Annotated in this window: 13 protein-coding genes and 4 pseudogenes; 6 read left to right on the top strand and 11 right to left on the bottom strand. The window is 69.3% G+C overall.

The genetic code is table 11. The features are described 5' to 3' along the window. Positions 1-99: 99 nt before the first annotated feature. From ACLIN4_RS28700 to ACLIN4_RS28690, 3 genes and pseudogenes are all read right to left on the bottom strand, one after another. Positions 100-300 (bottom strand): annotated as a pseudogene (locus ACLIN4_RS28700) (MBL fold metallo-hydrolase); the annotation flags it as partial. Beyond that, positions 248-637 (bottom strand): IclR family transcriptional regulator domain-containing protein, encoded by a 390-nt coding sequence (locus ACLIN4_RS28695; RefSeq protein ID WP_411576381.1) that lies wholly within the window; start codon positions 635-637, stop codon positions 248-250. The pseudogene ACLIN4_RS28700 and the gene ACLIN4_RS28695, both read right to left, overlap by 53 nt. A gap of 346 nt (positions 638-983) precedes the next feature. Next, a pseudogene (locus ACLIN4_RS28690) lies at positions 984-1,301 on the bottom strand (VOC family protein); the annotation flags it as partial. 47 nt (positions 1,302-1,348) lie between these two features. Here ACLIN4_RS28690 and ACLIN4_RS28685 point away from each other — a divergent pair. Next, positions 1,349-1,768: pseudogene (locus ACLIN4_RS28685) on the top strand (CoA-transferase); the annotation flags it as partial. Between the two features lie 179 nt (positions 1,769-1,947). Continuing rightward, positions 1,948-2,160: pseudogene (locus ACLIN4_RS28680) on the top strand (CoA-transferase); the annotation flags it as partial. 338 nt (positions 2,161-2,498) lie between these two features. Here ACLIN4_RS28680 and ACLIN4_RS28675 read toward each other — a convergent pair. Next, the gene (locus tag ACLIN4_RS28675; RefSeq protein ID WP_107477701.1) at positions 2,499-3,386 is read right to left on the bottom strand and encodes a helix-turn-helix transcriptional regulator; all 888 of its coding nucleotides are present in this window, start codon (positions 3,384-3,386) and stop codon (positions 2,499-2,501) included. A 216-nt stretch (positions 3,387-3,602) separates the two neighbouring features. On the opposite strand from ACLIN4_RS28675, the gene ACLIN4_RS28670 reads away from it, so the two are divergent. The 3 genes from ACLIN4_RS28670 to ACLIN4_RS28660 all read left to right on the top strand — a co-directional run bounded on the left by ACLIN4_RS28670 (position 3,603) and on the right by ACLIN4_RS28660 (position 5,281). Then, positions 3,603-3,923, top strand: coding sequence for a carboxymuconolactone decarboxylase family protein (locus tag ACLIN4_RS28670; protein ID WP_107477702.1), 321 nt, complete (start codon positions 3,603-3,605; stop codon positions 3,921-3,923). Positions 3,924-3,992: 69 nt separating this feature from the next. Beyond that, positions 3,993-4,427 carry a cupin domain-containing protein gene (locus ACLIN4_RS28665; RefSeq protein ID WP_107477703.1) on the top strand — a complete coding sequence of 145 codons (435 nt, stop codon included), beginning with the start codon at positions 3,993-3,995 and terminating at the stop codon, positions 4,425-4,427. Further along, positions 4,424-5,281, top strand: coding sequence for an aldo/keto reductase (locus ACLIN4_RS28660; RefSeq protein WP_289907330.1), 858 nt, complete (start codon positions 4,424-4,426; stop codon positions 5,279-5,281). The genes ACLIN4_RS28665 and ACLIN4_RS28660 overlap by 4 nt, the downstream gene beginning before the upstream one ends. A gap of 595 nt (positions 5,282-5,876) precedes the next feature. On the opposite strand, the gene ACLIN4_RS28655 is transcribed toward ACLIN4_RS28660, so the two are convergent. Next, positions 5,877-6,659 carry an MBL fold metallo-hydrolase gene (locus ACLIN4_RS28655; protein ID WP_373428986.1) on the bottom strand — a complete coding sequence of 261 codons (783 nt, stop codon included), beginning with the start codon at positions 6,657-6,659 and terminating at the stop codon, positions 5,877-5,879. A gap of 115 nt (positions 6,660-6,774) precedes the next feature. Here ACLIN4_RS28655 and ACLIN4_RS28650 point away from each other — a divergent pair, with 115 nt between their 5' ends. Beyond that, a complete protein-coding gene (locus ACLIN4_RS28650) occupies positions 6,775-7,368 on the top strand; it encodes a CGNR zinc finger domain-containing protein (RefSeq protein WP_289907324.1) in 594 nt (197 codons plus the stop codon). A gap of 619 nt (positions 7,369-7,987) precedes the next feature. Here ACLIN4_RS28650 and ACLIN4_RS28645 read toward each other — a convergent pair. The 6 genes from ACLIN4_RS28645 to ACLIN4_RS28620 all read right to left on the bottom strand — a co-directional run bounded on the left by ACLIN4_RS28645 (position 7,988) and on the right by ACLIN4_RS28620 (position 15,040). Continuing rightward, a complete protein-coding gene (locus tag ACLIN4_RS28645; protein WP_307651884.1) occupies positions 7,988-8,956 on the bottom strand; it encodes a carbohydrate kinase family protein in 969 nt (322 codons plus the stop codon). Between the two features lie 181 nt (positions 8,957-9,137). Beyond that, the gene (locus ACLIN4_RS28640) at positions 9,138-10,604 is read right to left on the bottom strand and encodes a glycoside hydrolase family 32 protein (RefSeq protein WP_411576380.1); all 1,467 of its coding nucleotides are present in this window, start codon (positions 10,602-10,604) and stop codon (positions 9,138-9,140) included. Between the two features lie 76 nt (positions 10,605-10,680). Further along, the gene (locus ACLIN4_RS28635; protein ID WP_107477708.1) at positions 10,681-11,553 is read right to left on the bottom strand and encodes a carbohydrate ABC transporter permease; all 873 of its coding nucleotides are present in this window, start codon (positions 11,551-11,553) and stop codon (positions 10,681-10,683) included. Position 11,554: 1 nt separating this feature from the next. Next, positions 11,555-12,490, bottom strand: coding sequence for a carbohydrate ABC transporter permease (locus ACLIN4_RS28630; RefSeq protein ID WP_382020652.1), 936 nt, complete (start codon positions 12,488-12,490; stop codon positions 11,555-11,557). Positions 12,491-12,555: 65 nt separating this feature from the next. Continuing rightward, complete coding sequence (locus tag ACLIN4_RS28625) at positions 12,556-13,857, bottom strand: ABC transporter substrate-binding protein (protein ID WP_290012188.1); 1,302 nt, start codon at positions 13,855-13,857, stop codon at positions 12,556-12,558. A 148-nt stretch (positions 13,858-14,005) separates the two neighbouring features. Then, positions 14,006-15,040 carry a LacI family DNA-binding transcriptional regulator gene (locus tag ACLIN4_RS28620; RefSeq protein WP_193777900.1) on the bottom strand — a complete coding sequence of 345 codons (1,035 nt, stop codon included), beginning with the start codon at positions 15,038-15,040 and terminating at the stop codon, positions 14,006-14,008. Positions 15,041-15,188 lie beyond the last annotated feature (148 nt).

Raw genomic sequence — 15,188 nt, 5'->3', positions numbered from 1 at the left:
ACAGGGCGGCACGGTCGGTGGTGTCATGACCGAGGCGCTCCTCCAGGCAACCGTTTCCACCCCAGGCGTGACAGGTCGGGTTTATGGGGGCACCAGCTCGCCCCCCCCCCACAGGGTGTCGTCGGTGAAGACGGTGGCGAGATCCGGCAGGTGGAAGCAGACGGCTCCCGGGGTGTGTCCGGGGGTGTGGAGCACGCGCAGCTGCGTACCGGCGATCTCGATGCGCTGGTTGTCGGAAAGGTAGCCGTCAGGGTCGCGGTCGGGGTGGGTGTGCTTCCACAAGAGCCGGTCGGCTTCGTGGTCGTCGCCGACGATCCGCGTGGACGTAGCCGGGGCAGTAGGCATAACCCTGCTGCCGGACTTCGGCCAACGTCGCCCGCAGCCGGCTGGGTGTGGCAGGGGTTGCCGGGGCGTAGGCGGTGAGGGGGCCGGCCAGCATCCGTTCCCTGAGGCCCACCGGGCCTTGGGCCAGCAGCACCAGGCCGCTGGAGGAAGCGTACAGGGGCAGGCGGCCGGCGGTCCGGGTGTAGTTGATCACCGCGTTCGGCGCCGAGAGGCGCTCGAGGAACAGCACCTCGTCGCCGTCGAGTACCCCCAACTGCACATGGTGGCCCACCACGTCGTGCACGCCCTCCATGAACGGCGACACCCGCTTCGGCGAGCAGGATCGCGGCAGCGGTACCGGCTGTGCCACCTCCCACAACAAGTACGGTGCTGACTGCGGGCATCGTCGTGCTCCCTCCGGGCCGGTTCGTTGTCATGCGCGGTGTGTACGGTGCGCGGCCGTGGTACTGGCGGCCCGGAGTACGTGATCCTCCGGGCCGGGGCCAGGGCTGGTAGGGCTTGACCGTCTCGTTGGGCTGGAAGCGGAACTTGTGCCCCCACATCTCCGGCCTCTTGCCCTTGCGCACGTTGATGAAGTGCGGTGAACGGCGCTCCAGGTCGTCGATGGCCAGGCCGTCCCAGCCGTATTCGATGAAGAAGCCGGCGGGCGAGTGGATGTAGAAGGAGACCGTCTGGTCCCCGATGTGCCGGCCGAGGTTCATCAGCAGGTCGGGGTTCTCGTCGCCGCCCAGGACGTCGTAGTAGGAGTAGCCGACGTCGTCCAGGGTGCGGGATTCCAGGTAGACGTGGTGCAGCCCGAGGGAGCCCGGGACTTCGAGCAGGGCGACGCTGTGGTGGCGCGGGTTGGCCCGGAGGAACCACATCTCGCCGAGCGGCTCGTTGAGCGTGATGATGTCGCTGGTGAGGAAGCCCATGGCGTCGATGTAGAAGTCGACCGCCTTGCGGACGTCGGGCACGGCGAAGACGACGGCGCCGTCCCCAACGCGAATCAGGAAGGTTCCCTATCCCTGGACAAGGTCATCGGCAGCCCCGCCGAAGCGGTCGAGGACGTACCCGACGGCGCGTCTCCCGCCGTCGGTGGCTTCGGGCTCTCCGGCATCCCCGCCTGCGGGCCGGAGGCGCGGGTATCCCCGCCTTCTACACGCCGGCAGGCGTGGGCACTCAGGTGGCCGGTGGTGGCCTGCCCTGGCGGTATGCACCCGACGGCTCGATCGCTGTGGCGTCTGCGCCCAAGGAGATGCGCGAGTTCGCCGGCCAGCTGCACGTCATGGAGGAGTGCATCACCACGGACTACGCCCTGGTCCGGGCCTGGCGCGGCGACCGTCACGGCAATTTGGTCTTCTGTCGCGCCGCCGCCGATTTCGACCCGCTCACCGCGACGGCCGGTCGGATCACGATCGCCGAGGTCGAAGAACTCGTCGAACCCGGCGAGCTGGATCCGGACACCGTCCACCTTCCGGGCATCTTCGTGCAGAGAGTCATCCTGCTCACTCAGAACAAGCCGCCGTCAAGCACATCGGGAAGAGGACGGTACGTTCCTGATGGCGTGGACCCGCGACCAGATGGCCGCCCGCGGCAAGGAGACGGTCACCGTGCTGCCCGGCGCCTCCTTCTTCGACGAAGGTCCTCAAGGACTGCGCCCTCCCACTCACCGGCGAACGGTGCGTCCACCGCATCATCACCGACCTCGGCGTCCTCGACATCACCGATGCCGGCCTCGCCCTGATCGAAACGGCGCCCGGCGTCACCGTCGAGGAGCTGGTTTCCCACACCGGAGCCCCGATCCACTTCGACAACACCAGGATCGCCTGCTGAACCGTCGCGCTCGATCGGGATCCGCCGTGCCGGGATGCGGTGAGGACGTCCCGCCGGCCACCTTGGTGAGAGCGCACGCCGTGCCGTACACGTTTCCCGTCGACCCCGCAGAGCTCAACTACACAACCGTCCCATCGCCTCCGGCACACCAGTGTGGTCCGACCACAGCCGGATGACTTCGTCCGAACCGGCGCCCAACCCGAAGCGCGGTCTGGCCATTCGGTACGACAAGACCGCCGCCATCTGTCTGGCTGGACTCCACAACGCCGCCATCTTCATCTGGTCAATGAGACGACTCGGACGGACGTCCCGGGCGAACAACGTTCGACAAGGGCCGGTTAGGGGCGGGACGCGTCCTGGTGGGCTTCGTCCGAGCTGGTTGCGGCCCAGGAGGCGAGCAGTATGAGGGCGTCGTGGTCGGGGGTGCCTGGTTCGGCGCTGTAGGCGGTCAGCGTGAGGCCGGGGTGGGCAGGCAGTTCCATGGCGTCGAAGTCGAGCGCGATCTCGCCGATGGCCGGGTGGCGGAACGCCTTGCGGCCGGTGCGGTGCAGGCGCACATTGTGCTTGGCCCAGGCCGCACGGAACTCGTCGCTGCGAGTGACGAGCTCGCCGATCAGTCCGGTGAGTTCGGTATCGCCCGGAGCTCGGCCGGCTTCGGTGCGCAGCAGGGACACGGTGGTGTTGACCGAGGCGTTCCAGTCGGGGAAGAAGCCGTGGCTGGTGGGATCCAGGAACTGGAAGCGGGCGATATTCACCGGGGTGGGAGCCGCGGCGGTGAACAGGGGTGCGTACAGCGCGCGACCGAGGTCATTGACGGCGAGGATGTCGAGGCGGCCGTTGCGGATGAAGGCCGGTGAGCCGGTCATGGACTCCAGGACCCGCTTGAGGCTGGCAGGAACGGCGTCCTTGGCCCGGCGAGCGGTGCGGCGGGCCGGACGCTGACGCTGGGCGGCGGCCAGGTCGTGCAGGTGGGAGCGTTCGGCGTCGTCGAGCTGGAGGGCGCGGCAGAGTGCGTCGAGGACTTCTTCCGAGGCGCCGGCGAGCTGACCGCGTTCCAGACGGACGTAGTAGTCGATGCTGACACCGGCGAGCAGGGCGACTTCCTCGCGGCGCAGTCCGGGGACCCTGCGCTTGCCGTTCCCGAAGGCGGGCAGGCCGGCCTGCTCCGGGGTGATCTTGGCGCGGCGGGTGGCGAGGAAGTCCCGGATCTCGCGGCTGGTGTCCATGTTGTCCAGGTTAGGAGGAGCGGGGGGCGGCTGGGAGGTTCTGCCAGTACCTGGAAAGGCAGAGCCTTCCGCACGCCTGTGAGCTGCGGTTTCCTCGGTGGTGTCAGCAGATGCGGCCCCGGCCCGGAAGGCGTGAGCAGGTGCTCTCCGGCCCCGGGTGGCCGACAGTGGGCAATGCCGCATCCTCGTGTCCGCGCCATCACAAGGAGTCACCTCATGGCGACGCAGTCCGCACCGCAGGAGCTGGCCGGTATCGCGCCGAAGCTGGTCGAGGTCACCAACGAAGTCCTGTTCCAGGATGTGTGGGAGCGCCCCGGCCTCTCCCCGCGGGACCGCAGCCTGGTCACGGTCAGTGTGCTGGCCGCCCTCTACCGCAGCGAGCAGCTGCCCTACCACCTGGGTGTGGCCCTGGACAACGGGCTCACGGTCGAGGAGCTGTCCGAGGCGATCACGCACCTGGCGTTCTACGCCGGATGGCCCAACGCCATGAGCACGATCACCCTGCTGAAGAAGATCGCGGACGAGCGCTCCGCCTGATCCCTGGCGCGAGCAGCAAACCGGCCCCGCACGCTCAGCGGGGCGTAGTGAACCAAGGAAGAGAACAAGATGGCTGGCAACGGATTCGACCAGATCTTCCCGCTCGGCGAGAAGAACGACGCCTTCGCGCAGTACTTCATCGGCCAGAGCTACTTGGCTCCGCTCGCCTCGGGCAGCGTCCCGGTCAGCAACGTTTCCTTCGAGCCGGGATGCCGCAACAACTGGCACATCCACCACGGCACGGCCGGCGGCGGTGACCAGATCCTGCTGTGCACGGCTGGCAGCGGCTGGTACCAGGCCGAGGGCGAGGACCCCATCAGTATGGAGCCGGGCACGGTGATCCGCGTCCCCGCAGGCACGAAGCACTGGCACGGCGCGAAGGCCGACGCGTGGTTCTCCCACCTCGCCTTCATCACCCCGGGCGAAGGTGTCAGCAACGAATGGCTGGAGCCGGTCACCGACGAGGTGTACGGCAAGCTGCCGAAGAACGGAGCGAACGCATGACCGTCCTGAAGGAGACCTGCACGCTGTCGAACGGCGTCGAGATCCCCAGGCTGGGGCTCGGCACCTGGTTCATCGACGACGACAAGGCGGCCGAAGCGGTCCGCGCGGCCGTACAGATCGGCTACCGCAACATCGACACCGCCCAGGCGTACGGCAACGAGCGCGGCGTCGGTGAGGGCGTGCGCACCTCGGGCGTGCCGCGCGAGGAGCTGTTCGTCTCGACCAAGCTCGCCGCGGAGATCAAGGACTACGACCAGGCGCTGGCCGCGATCGACGGCTCTCTGGAGAAGCTGGGCCTGGACCACGTCGACCTGATGCTGATCCACAGCCCGCAGCCGTGGAACGACTTCCGCGGCGGCGACTACGCCCAAGGCAATCGCGCCGCGTGGCGTGCCATGGAGAAGGCCCACCAGGGGGGAAAGATCCGGGCGATCGGCGTCTCCAACTTCCAGCAGCACGACCTCGCGAACATCCTCCAGGACGCGACCGTCGTCCCGCACGTGAACCAGCTGCTCGTACACGCCGGGAACACCCCCGCCGAACTACTGGCCTACTGCGCCGGCCAACAGATCCTCGTCGAGGCGTACTCGCCGATCGCCCACGGCGCGATCCTGAAGAACACCGAAGTCCAGGCGATGGCCGAGAAGTACGGCGTGTCCGTCCCCCAGCTCTGCATCCGCTACACCCTCCAGCTGGGCACGGTGTCACTGCCCAAGACGGCAAACCCCGAGCACATGCGCTCCAATGCCAACGTCGACTTCGAGATCTCCGACGCGGACATGGACGCTCTGCGGGGCCTGCGCGATGTGGACTACGGCGACCACAGCGCCTTCCCCGTCTTCAGCGGCAAGTGACGCCGCAGGTGCGCTACCTCGATCCTGCACGACGTGTCGGGCAGGACCGAGGTAACGGTGTCGGTGGCGCCGAACCAGGCAGTCAGCCACTGCCAGGCTTCACGGCAGGCCAGGGTGCCGGTGCCCTACACGCCGGCCCGGCGCACCGCCCCCGCTTGCGGGCCCAGACAAGCAGCTGTCGTAGCCGGCCGTCGTGGCCGGAAAGTACTCGGTCCCCAAGATCTTCCCGAGTAGGGAGATCACGGCGGCGACGTGCCAGTGCGGAGTAGCCGGCAGCGGCGACGACGAGGCCGGAGGCCGTGCCGCCTGCCGCGCCGGCGATGGCTACGGCGACGTCGACGAGTCCCTGGGTTTTGGCGCGGGTGGCCAGGGGGCCGGCGGCGGCGCCGAGTGCGCCGACGAGGTAGCCGGTGGCCGGCCCGGGGCGTCGGCCACGAGCCTGGGAGAGGCGGCCGACGGCGAGGACGTGGGCGGGGAAGCAGGGGTGTCCCGTTCACGCGCGCCTGCACGAGAGGGCGGGATAGGGCGTTTGTGGCCTGTGGGGGTGCCCGGCTCGCCGGGCACCCCCACAGGACGGGGAGAGGGTTGGTCGCGCTCAGCTCAGCTGCAGGCGGTCGGCCAGACCTGCGGCGGTGAAGGCCGCCTCGAGCGCGTCGCGGCCCTCGGTGAAGTGCGACCAACTGTCGAAGTGGACGGGCACCACGCGTCGGGCACCGAGGATCTCGGTGGCCTCGGCGGCCTGGGCGCTGTCCAGGACGATCAGTGCGCCGTCGAAGATCTCGGCGAACCGGGGAGCACCGGCGAAGAGGATCGCGGTGTCGATGGGGGCGAAGCGTTCGGCGATCTCCCTGACGGCGTCGAGGGAGGCGTTGTCGCCGCTGACGTAAACGGTGGGCAGATCCTCGCCGGTGAGGACGAAGCCGATGACCTGTCCGGCGATCGGTTCGACTTCTTCGCGGGTGCCGGGGCCGTGGATGGCGGGGACGGCGGTCACCGTGAGCGTGCCGCCGCCGGGGCGGTCCAGCACGACGGACTCCCAGTCGGCAAGACCGGTGGCCTTCCGGCCGAGGCGTTCACCGCCGCCGGTGGTGGTGAGGGTGAGCGGGACGTCGGCGAGCAGGGCGCGGCCGGCGTTGTCGAGGTTGTCGTCGTGCTCGTCGTGGGAGAGCAGGACGACATCGACGGGGCCGAGGTCGGCGGGGGTGCCGGTGGAGGGGGCGGTCTTGGTCAGGGCCGGGGCGCCGGGAGGGGCGGGGTAGGTGCGGGGGGCGTCGAAGGTGGGGTCGGTCAGAAAGCGCAGGCCGCCGTACTCGAACAGGGCCGTGGGCCCGCCGAAGACGCGGACGGGGAGCTGCGGGGTCGAAGGAGAAGTAGACACCAAAGGTCCTCACGGATAGAACTGATTGAACCGTGATGAGACCATAAGCAGATATCACGGATAATGACAAGCTCAACCGTGAGTCACGCTTGTGGGCAGGCCGTACCATGAGGGTGTGGAAGAGAGCGTCATCACCGAGTCCGGGCTGCCGCCGGCCCCGGGGGCGGAGCAGCACCCCTCGCTCGCCCTGGTCAACAGCGCCGTCGCGCTGCCGGGCGGACACTTCGTCGACCAGCTCGGCACGCCCGCCGGGGCCGACCAGTGGCTGACGCAGCAGGGCCTCACCCCGGTCGACGCGGGCATGCTCGACATGTGCGCCGCGCAGCTACGCTCCCTGCGCGAGCAGGTCCGGGCACTGTTCGGGTCCCGTGTCGCGGGGCTTCCCGCCCTGCCCGCCGCCGTCGACGCGATCAACGACGCCCTGACCCGCGTACCGACCGCCCCGCTGCTGGCCTGGGACGACAAGGGCGGCCCCTACCGCGCGATGTCCAATCCCACCTCGGAACTCGTCGACCACGCCCTGGCGGCCCTGGCCGCCGACGCCGCCGACCTCCTCACCGGGCCCGAAGCCGAACGTCTCACCGCCTGCGCCTCCACGCCCTGCAACCGCTACCTGCTGCGCCACGGCCGCCGCCACTGGTGCTCCACCCGCTGCGGCGACCGCGCCCGCGCCGCCCGCGCCTACGCCCGCCGCACCGGACGCACCTGACACCTCAAACCAGACGCCGCCGGGACAGCCCGGCACACCGCACACCAACCACTTCCATGTGCGGGATCGTGCGGAGGCGTCGGCAGCAGCCTCACGGACTTCGAGGCTTCCCTGCGCCGATGCCGGGAGATCGGCGTCCTAGGTACGGCACGGCTCACCAGAAGGGTGTGATCGAGGGCGTGGAGAGTGCACCAGCCGGCTCGACGCCTTCGTGGGGGGTGGTGGAGAAGTGGCGTGGGGTGTCAGGGCCGGGTCGGCCGACGGCGGCTCGTCTGACGTTCACTCGACCGTGCAGCGGTCACACGAGCCGCCCGCGACCCAGGGGGCCGACGGTGGTCAGCCGAGCGTGAGGGCACGCTGTGCGGTGACGATGCGGGAGGAACGCGCCGTCGCGAAGGTGTGGACACCCGGGGTGGGCGTCATTGCTTCCGACGACCAGACGCTGAGGTCCTGGACCGGAGTCGTCAGGCTCAGTCGATTGGAGCAGGCCGCTGGAAGGGTGACCTTCTGTGCCCTACCGGGTGGGCCGCACCATCGCCCCCCGGTGAGCGGGAAAACATTTCGGACCGGGCCGGGTCACGGTCAGCTGCGTTGCCGGCGAATGGTGCCAACGTTCCGGTCAGCGTCGAATCGCAGTGGCGAGATCGTCCGCCCAGGGTGGATTCGCACCGGGGACCGAAACCGTCAGGGTGGCGACTTGAGCGGCGAACGAGCAGGCATCAGCGACGTCTTCGAGGGTCAGCTCGTTGAGTCGGCCGCCCAGGTGTCCGGCATCGGCAAGGCGGTGCAGCAGGCCCGCGGTGAAGGAGTCGCCGGCACCGACGGTGTCGATGACCACCGCAGGAGGGGCTGGGACGGTGACGCGCGCACCGTCGAGGGACGCGAGGGCGCCGCGTCCGCCGAGGGTGATGACGACGAGGCGGGCTCCTGCGGTGTGCCAGGTGTCGCAGGCTTCTTCGAGGCCGGCACCGGGCGCCAGGAAGGTGCAGTCGTCTTCGCTGAGGCGGAGAATGTCGGCGACGGCGCACCAGTGGGCCAGCCGTTCGCGGTAGGCGGAGGGCGGTACGAGCAGGGGGCGGACGTTGGGGTCGATGGATACGGTGGTGCGCTCGCGCACCTGAGCGAGGTGTTCCTCGATTCGGCTGCCGCCGGGCCGGCGGATCAGCGCGAGAGAACCGGTGTGCAGGCAGACCGCGTCGTCGTTCCGCGTCGCGGCGAGTTCGCTGTCGGTCCACTGCCAGTCGGCGGCGCCGTCGGCATAGAAGCCATAGGTGGCTTGGCCGGTCGCGTCGAGGTCGGCGACGGCGAGCGTGCTGGGCTCGGAGGTGGTCACGCTGCTGGTCAGGTCGACGCCGGAGGCGTTGAGGCGGGCGCGGAAGAGAGTGCCGAAGGCGTCGTTGGAGAAGCGTCCGAGGAAGCGGGTGGGGGTGCCGAGCCGGGCGAGGGCGACGGCGGTGTTGGCCGGGCCGCCACCGGCCAGCGCCCGTAGGGCCAGACCGTCGGGATCGGACCGGTCGCGGTCCTCGAAGATGTCGGCGACGCACTCGCCGAGGACGTCGACGCTGCCGGGGGACCCGGGTCGGGCCATGGTGACTGTCTGCCTCTCAGGTAGGGCGCGGGGCCGTAGCCCCGCGCCACGGAACGCAGCCCGCGGGCCCGTGAGGGCGTGGGGTGCTGCGATGGCCATGTCTGCCGCACACGGTGCGAGGCCACGGGGGCCTGTCAGTGTGCGGGTGGGTCAGCCTTCGGGCCGCGTGCGGCCCAGGGCGTCAAGCACGCTGTGCTGTCCGAGGCGCCGGCTGGGCTTCCTGCCGGATGTCCTGCGGGTTCAGGTCCCAGGCCGCGACGGCGAACTCGCTGCGCCCTGACCCTGTCGTACGGGCCTGCAGCCGCCACGGTCCCTCGGTGGACGGGTAGAACCTCAGGGTGAGGACCTGCTCGTCGGCCAGGTAGACCTCGGCTATCGAGCGGTCCACGATCACACGGAGTTCGACGGGGACGCCGGGGCGTGCCGCGGCCGGGCACGGTGCGGTGTAGGCCCCGCCCCGTGCCCGCGTGTCCAGTGAGGCGTGGGTGCGGTCGACGGCGAGGCGGCCTGCCGTGGGGTCGAGGCTGATGTCGAGGTACTCGGAGCCGTCGGTCGACGTGATCAGGCGCAGCCCACTGGTACCGGTGGTGTCCGGGACGAGGGTGGCGGTGAGGTCGAAGGTGTGGCTGACCTGGCCGAGTTCGGCGGGCTCGGTCCGGATGACGTGTCCGGTTCCGTGCAGGACGCGCGGGCCGCGCAGGGCCAGCAGTTCGCCGGCGGGGCGCTGGGCGACCGTGCCGTCGGCGGTGAGGCTGACCTCTCGGGGAAGCGTGAGGACGCCTGCCCAGCCCGCTTCGTGCGCCCAGGCGTCGTCCCGGGCTTCCCAGGCCCAGCCCCACATCAGCCAGCGGTCTTCTCCTGGGGCCTTCAGCAGGGCGGGGGCGTAGAAGTCGGGTCCGTGGTCCAGCGGCACGAGGGCCGTGGCCGCCGTGAAGCGTCCGTCTCTCTCCCGGCCGGTGATGACGCTGGTGTGGCTGGGTCCGCCCTGAGGGGTCCAGTCGCTGAGGATCAGAACACCTTGGTCGCCGAACGTGGCGTACTGGGGGCATTCCCAGCCGACCGGGTCCGTGCCGGTCGCGGCGTCGCTGGCGTGGAAGGGGCCGCGGTAGGTCCAGTGTTCCAGGTCGTCGGACTCGTACAGCAGAGCCGCGGCGCGGCCGTCGTCGAGGGCGGAGCCGACCAGCATCCGCCAGCGCTCGTCCTGCCGCCAGACGTAGGGGTCCCGGTACATGGTGGTGCCGGCGGGCGGTTCGGGGATGAGCAGGTTAGGACGTTTGGTCCAGGTGCGGCCGTTGTCGTGCGACTCGGCGGTGGTGACCGGCTGCCACCAGCGGTCGTCGCGGTGGGCGGAGTAGAAGGCCACCATGCGGTTGCCGTCGGAGACGGCGTTGCCCGAGTAGCAGCCGTCGGCGTCGTAGCCGCCCGGGGTGGGGGTGATTGCGACGGGGAGGGGTTCCCAGGTGATCAGGTCGGGGCTGCGGTAGTGGCCCCAGTGCATGTTCGCGTGCTGGGGGCCGTGCGGGTTGTACTGGAAGAAGACGTGGTAGTGGCCGTCGTGGAAGACCAGGCCGTTGGGGTCGTTGATCCAGTTGCGGGGCGGTCGCAGATGGACGGTGGGCAGGTGGGGGTCGGCAGGCGACGTGGACACACGGGGCCTTTCTCAGGGCGTGCGAAGCGCACGGAAGTCATGAGGACGAGGCGGGATCGCAAGTGCGGTGCGGGGGTCAGCCCTTGACGCCGGTGGAGGCGATGCTGTTGACGAACGACCGCTGGAACGCCACGAACAGGGCGAGGATCGGCACGGTGATCATGGAGGAGTAGGCCATGATCTGGCCCCAGCCCACGTTCAGCTGGAAGAAGTAGGAGATGCCGACCATCACCGGTCGCAGCTCTTCGCTCTGCACGACCATCAGCGGCCACAGGTAGGAGTTCCAGGCGGGCAGGAAGGTGAGGATGGCGACGGTGGCGACCGCCGGGCCGGACAGCGGCATCACGATGCGCCGGTAGATGGTGAACCAGCCGGCGCCGTCCATGATCGCTGCCTCGTCGAGTTCCTTGGGGATGCTCTGGAAGAACTGGTGGAAGAAGAAGATCGAGAAGGCGTTGGCGACGAACGGCAGGATCTGCACCTGGTAGGTGTCCATCCAGCCGGTGGTCCACTCCAGGTGGAAGCCGTTCACGCGGAGCAGCGGCAGCTGGTTGACCCACCACACCAGCGGCAGCGCGAAGGTCTCGAACGGCACGATAAGGGTGGCGATGACCGTCGTCAGGACGAGTTTGCGGCCCGACCACCGCATCCGCGCGAGCGCGAAGGCGGCCAGGCTGTTGACGACGATGCCGAGCACCACGGTGACCGACGAGATCAGCACGGAGTTCAGCAGGAACTGTGCCGCCGGGACCCGTTCGAACATGCCGGTGTAGTTGTCCAGCGACAGGGCGCCGACCGGCAGGAAGGCGCGCAGTGAGCCCAGGTCGCCGAAGATCTGGTCGTCCGATTTGAACGACGAGACCAGCATGAAGAGGAGCGGCAGCGCGAAGACCAGGGCCAGCACGATGCGGCCGGCGTGACCGCCGAACCGCTTGAGGAGGGAGGTCATGTCAGTCCTTCTCCCGGGTCAGGAAGCGCTGGACGAGCGACACGGTCAGGACGAGTACGAAGAAGACCAGCGAGATGGCTGCCGCGTAGGCGGTCTGCTGCTGGTCGTAGCCGGTGCGTACGGCCTGGTAGACGACGGTGGTGGTGGAGTCGAGCGGACCGCCCTGCGTCATGACCCTGATCTGGGTGAAGAGGCTGAACGCCGCGATCGTGATGGTCACGAGCACGAAGGTGCGCGTGGCGCGCAGCCCCGGCCAGGTGACATGGCAGAAGCGGTGCCAGGGTGTGGCGCCGTCGATCTCGGCGGCTTCGTACAGCTCGGCGGGGATGGTCTGCAGGCCGGCCAACCAGATGATCATGTGGAAGCCGACGCCCTGCCACACCGACATCAGGATGATGGCGGGCATCGCGGTGGCCGGGTCGCCCAGCCAGTCCGGGCCCTGGAAGTGGCCGAGGGTGAGTGTCGAGATGACGTGGTTGACCAGGCCGTCCTTCCGGTAGAGGAAGGTCCACAGGAGGGACACCACGACCATCGAGGTGACGACGGGCAGGAAGTAGACGGTGCGGAAGAAGTTGACACCTCGCACCTTCGCGTTGACCAGCAGCGCCAGGACCAGGGCGAGGCCGGCCTGGAGCGGGACGACGACGGCGGCGAAGTACGCGGTGTTGCGCAGGGACTTGTAGAAGACCGGGTCTTCGAAAAGCCGGGTGAAGTTGCGCAGGCCCACGAAGCGGGCCGGGGTGGGCGAGATGAGCCTCGCGTCGGTGAAGGCCAGGGCGAAGGCGAGGGCGACCGGTACGACGAGAAAGACGATCAGCAGCACGACGGCCGGGGTGGCCATGCCGAGGGCGGTGAGGCTCTCACGGCGACGGGTGTTGGTCGTTCGGGTTCGCCGGACCGGGCGCAGCCGCTGAGGGGCTGCGGTTCTGGTGGTCACGGTATCTCCAGGGAGCCGGTCCGGTTCGGACGGCGCGGTCGGGGACCGAACCGGACCGGGGCGGGTCAGCCTGCGTAGTTGTTGTTCGTCTTCAGGTTGTTGTCGATGTTCTTCGCGGCCTGGCCGAGAGCGTCCTCGGGGTCGGCGCCGGCCAGGATGTCCTGGGCGGCCTTCTGGAACTCGGTGGAGATGTACGGGTAGGCCGGGGTGACCGGTCGCACCGCGGCGTACTCGCGCGCGAACTGGACGAGTACCTCGAACTTGCCGCCCGGCTGGTAGTCCGCGATCTGCCGCGCGGCGGCGTCCGTGGCGGGGATGGTGCTGGTGGCCTTGGCGTAGTCGACGAAGTACTTGGTCTGGCGGGAGAACTTCAGCCACTCCTGCGCGCCGTCCTTGTTGGAGCAGGTGGAGCTCATCGCCCACTGCCAGGAGGCGCCGCCGATCTTGGGCCCGTCGCCGAAGTCGACCGGCGGGATGATCGCCAGGTCGTCGCCGAGCTTGTCGGCGTTCTTGGCCGCGTTCCAGCTGCCGTCCCACTGGATAGCGCTCTTGCCGGCCAGGAAGTCCTTGTTGGGGTCGGCTCCGGACTTCTTCGCCATGTACCCCTTGGTCACCAGCGAGCGGAACCAGTTGCCCCACTCGACGGCCTCCTTGCCGTCGAGACTGCCGGAGGCGGTCTTGTAACCGTTGCGGTCGATGAGGTCGCCGCCGAAACTCTGCAACTGCGGGGAATAGGCGTACGGCCACCACTCGCCGCTGCCACCGGTACCCATCTCCAGCGGGTAAGCGAACTTGCCGCTCTTCTTCAGCTTGGCCAGCGCGGCGTCGAACTCGTCCTTGGTCCAGGGCTTGTCCATGGTGGGTATGCGGATGCCGTGCTCGTTCAGGACGGACTTGCGGGCGAAGAAGGCCAGGGAGACGTCGTAGAAACCGAAGGAGTACAGCTGGTCCTTGTACGTTCCGACGGTGCTGGCGAGCTGGTCTTTCACCGGCACCTCGCTGCCGGAGACGTCGATGGGAGCCAGGTAGCCGCCCCAGGCCCAGTTCGCCACGTTGGGGCCGTCCACGTCGAGCAGGCAGGGCAGCTTGCGGGCCGAGGCGGCGGCCACGACGGAGTTGTTGTAGTCGGTCTGCGGGAACGACTGGAGCTCGACCGTGTACTTGTCCTGGGAGCCGTTGAAGTCCTCGATGATCTTCTTGACGACATCGAGTTCGGCCGAGTTGCCGGCGTTGTGCGTCCACAGGGTCAGCGTGTCGCCGCTGGCTCCGGACGAGCTCCCGCCACTGCCGGACGCGCACCCGGCGACGAGCGCGGTCGCCGCCGCGGCGGCTACACTCGCAAGCGCGAGGCGCCTTCTTCTGAACACCACGAGGTTCCTCCATCTCACGGAGGCGGGTCTTGCCGGACCCGCCCTTGGCGACCGGTTGCGACGGTCGCCGTTCTTGGTGGCCGTCCCGCCGTCCGCGCCGGAATCATCGGAGCGGCGGCGGGACGGCTGTCTTCGGATGCCGGTGTCACTCCCCGGCGGGGGCACCGAGGGAGGCGCGCTCCCGCAGTGGCATGGGCACGCGGTGTACGGCCGCTTCGAGCGGCCCGCCGCGGAGGATCAGCTCCACGGCGAGGCGTCCGAGCTGGTAGTGCGGCAGCTTCAATGTGGTGAGGGCCGGACGCAGCACGGACGCGATGTCCTGGTCGTCGAAGGAGATCACCGACACGTCGCCGGGCACCGAAAGCCCCGCCTCACCGAGCGCCTGGTAGGCGCCGAAGGACACCCGGTCGGCCAGGCACACCAGCGCCCGGGGACGGGTCCCAGCCGCCAGCAGGGCGGACACCTCCCGGTAGCCGTCCAGCGTGTCCCAGTCGCACTCGATGACGCCGTCCAGGTGGGCGCCGCCCTCGCGCAGTACTTCCTCCAGGCCGCGCATGCGCTCGTTGCCGGCGATGATCCCCTCCGGCGTGGCCGGGACGGCCTGGTGGCCGCCGATCGCCCAGATGCCCCCGGTGTGGCCGGCCGCGAGCAGGGCGCGGGCCGCGTCCCGGCCGGCCTCCAGTTCGTCCGGGACGACGGAGGGGGCGTCGAAACCCGGGGCCAGGCAGTTCAGCAGCACCACCGGGCGGCCGAACAACTCCTTCGGCGGGGTCACGTAGCGGGTGAACATGGATGCGTAGATCACGGCGTCGACCTGGCGGTCCAGCAGGGCGTGGACCAGGGACGACTCGGCGGCGCGGTCGCCGCCGGCCTCTGTGATGAACAGCAGGTGGTCCTGCTCGCGGGCGGCCTCCATGGCGCCGCGGATGACGTCGCCGGCGAACGGCGTGGTGGTGATCCGGTCCGATACGAGCCCGATGGTCTGCGTGGACTTCGTCCGGAGGCTGCGCGCGGTGACGTTCGGACGGTAGCCCAGTCGCCTGGCCGCTTCCAGAACCCGTTCCCGGGAGGCGTCCGAGATGCGCATGTCGGTGCGGCCGGACAGGGCGAACGACGCGGTCGTCGGCGACACGCCCGCCTCGCGGGCGACGTCGGCCATGGTCACGCGGCGTTCGGACATCAGTGGATCAGCTCCGCTCGGCTAAATCGGATTAGCAGGACGCGATGAGAGTGCTCCACCTGTCATGCGCTGTCAATACCCCGGACATCTCGCCTACGTAACAGTGGCGATCTATGGCGATTCATCCGCTGTTGGGCAACGCGAAGTT

It is taken from the genome of Streptomyces mutabilis (assembly GCF_046628145.1).
Lineage (GTDB): Bacteria > Actinomycetota > Actinomycetes > Streptomycetales > Streptomycetaceae > Streptomyces > Streptomyces mutabilis.
This window is presented reverse-complemented; position numbering and strand designations above follow the sequence as displayed.